The sequence below is a fragment of the Acinetobacter sp. USHLN143 genome, from assembly GCF_037145695.1.
GTDB classification, from domain to species: Bacteria; Pseudomonadota; Gammaproteobacteria; order Pseudomonadales; family Moraxellaceae; genus Acinetobacter; species Acinetobacter fasciculus.
Genome location: NZ_JBBCWZ010000380.1, coordinates 1 through 202, shown reverse-complemented (window position 1 = coordinate 202; position 202 = coordinate 1). Strand labels below are relative to the sequence as shown.

The window sequence follows — 202 nt, the reverse complement described above, 5'->3', positions numbered from 1 at the left end:
CACAAAGATTTGAAATGCAAAGCGCCCCTAATTGAGCCAAATTTAAGGCGTAACTTGGGTAAGTGGTCGACCTAATTCCGTAAATCTGTTAAGGACTGCTACACGTGCATGAATTTCATTCACCTGACTAGGAAAGCTTCTTGCCATTAATTTATCGCCTAATAATTTGATGCAATGCATCTTGGTTTCCACCAAACTGCGG

Annotated in this window: 1 pseudogene; it reads right to left on the bottom strand. The window is 41.1% G+C overall.

Going from position 1 to position 202, the window contains the following annotated elements:
• Positions 1-42: 42 nt before the first annotated feature.
• Positions 43-202: pseudogene (locus WFH18_RS18695) on the bottom strand (IS5/IS1182 family transposase); the annotation flags it as partial.